Consider the following 1,896-nt stretch of genomic DNA (forward strand, 5'->3'; position numbering starts at 1 on the left):
TTCATGAGCGTCTCGTGGGCTCGGAGATGTGTATAATAGACAGGGCCCATTCCGTCCCGATCGATTCGCCGAGGAGGCGTCGTGAGCAAGCGCACCACCCCCATGGACCTGGTCCGCGCCCGCCCCGGACCGGCGTACACCGTCACGTTCGACGGTCGCGAGATCCCGGCCCTGCCCGGTCAGACGGTCGCCGCCGCGCTGTGGTCGGCCGGTGTCACCGCCTGGCGCAGTACGCGGCGCGGGGGAGAACCGCGGGGTGTGTTCTGCGGGATCGGCGTCTGCTTCGACTGCCTGGTCACGGTCAACGGCCGCCCCAATCAACGCGCTTGCCTCGTACCCGCCGAGCCGGGCGACGCGATCCGCACCCAGGACGGAACCGGTCACAGCGACACGGGTGAGGCGCGATGACCCTCGCCGTGATCGGGGCCGGACCCGCCGGTCTCGCCGCCGCAATCGCCGCCGCGGACCGGGGCATCCGCGTACGCCTCGTCGACTCGGCCGCGCAGCCGGGCGGGCAGTTCTACCGGCAGCCCCCCGAGGCCCTCGGCGCCCGCCGCCCGGAGGCGCTGCACCATCAGTGGCGGACGTGGCGGCGGCTGCGGGACGCCTTGGCCAGGCACGTAGAGGCGGGGCGCATCGCTCACTTGACGGAGCATCATGTTTGGTTCGCCGAGCGCCAGTTGGGCCCGTCGTCCGGATTCACCGTGCACGCGCTGCTCGGGCCCGAGCAGGAGGAGGCCGCAACCGTGCGGGCCGACGCCGTACTGCTCGCCACCGGCGGATACGAGAAGGTCCTGCCGTTCCCCGGCTGGACGCTGCCCGGCGTCGTCACCGCCGGTGGCGCGCAGGCCATGCTCAAGGGCGGCCTCGTACTCCCCGGACGCACCGCCGTGGTCGCCGGTACCGGGCCGCTGCTCATGCCGGTCGCCGTAAGTCTCGCCGACGCCGGGGCCGATGTCGCGGCGCTGGTCGAGTCCGCGGGGCCGAAGGACTTCGCGCGGCACGCCGCGACACTCGCCGCCCACCCTGCCAAGCTCGCCGAAGGCGCCGGATACGCGGCCGAACTCCTGCGCCACCACGTCGAGTTGCTGCCGCACCACACCGTCGTCGAGGCGCACGGCAAGGACCGGCTCGACGCGGTGACCGTCGCCGCCCTCGACCCGGAGGGGCGGGTCAGGGCGGGCACCGAGCGGCGCATCCCCTGCGACACCCTCGCCGTCGGGCACGGCATGCTGCCGCACACCGACCTCGCCGAGGCGCTCGGCTGCCGGATCGTCGGGCCCGGCGTCGCCGTCGACGCCGAGCAGCGCACCGATGTGCCCGGCGTCTGGGCCGCCGGCGAGACCACCGGCATCGGCGGCGCCGCCCTCTCCCTCGCCGAGGGGCACATCGCGGGACGCTCCGCCGCCGCCCGGCTCCGGGGGCGGGAGCCCGACCCGCGCTGGTGGGCTGCGGCGGCCAAGTCCCGTACCAGAGCACGGCAGTTCGCTGCCACCGTCGACGCCGTGTACGCGCCGCCCGCACACTGGGCCGAGCTGCTGCGCGACGACACCCTCGTCTGCCGCTGCGAGGAGGTCCCCGCGTCGGCGGTCCGCGAGGCCGTCGACGAGCTCGGCGCGACGGACGCGCGCAGCGTGAAGCTCCTGACCCGCGCCGGCATGGGCTGGTGCCAGGGCCGGATGTGCGCGGCGGCCGTCGCCGGACTCACGGGATGCGAGGAACGGTCCGCGCGCAGACCGTTCGCCCGGCCGGTGCCGCTGGGCGTCCTCGCGCGGGCGGGCGAGGACGAGCCCGACCCCGGCCGACCGCGGTGACCGCGTTGACCGCCCCTGCCTACGGCCGACACGGAACCGCACAGCACCAAGAGCTGTCTCTTATAAACATCTGACGCTGCCG

At 74.5% G+C, this 1,896-nt stretch carries 2 protein-coding genes; both read left to right on the forward strand.

The genetic code is table 11. The features are described 5' to 3' along the window. The first annotated feature begins 102 nt into the window (after positions 1-102). Entirely contained in the window at positions 103-408 is a 306-nt protein-coding gene (locus tag E2651_RS42815) for a (2Fe-2S)-binding protein (protein WP_135336664.1), read from the forward strand. Continuing rightward, positions 405-1,814 carry an NAD(P)/FAD-dependent oxidoreductase gene (locus E2651_RS42820; RefSeq protein WP_135336663.1) on the forward strand — a complete coding sequence of 470 codons (1,410 nt, stop codon included), beginning with the start codon at positions 405-407 and terminating at the stop codon, positions 1,812-1,814. Before E2651_RS42815 ends, E2651_RS42820 begins: the two co-directional genes overlap by 4 nt. Positions 1,815-1,896: the final 82 nt, after the last annotated feature.

The organism is Streptomyces sp. MZ04, assembly GCF_004684775.1.
GTDB lineage: Bacteria > Actinomycetota > Actinomycetes > Streptomycetales > Streptomycetaceae > Streptomyces.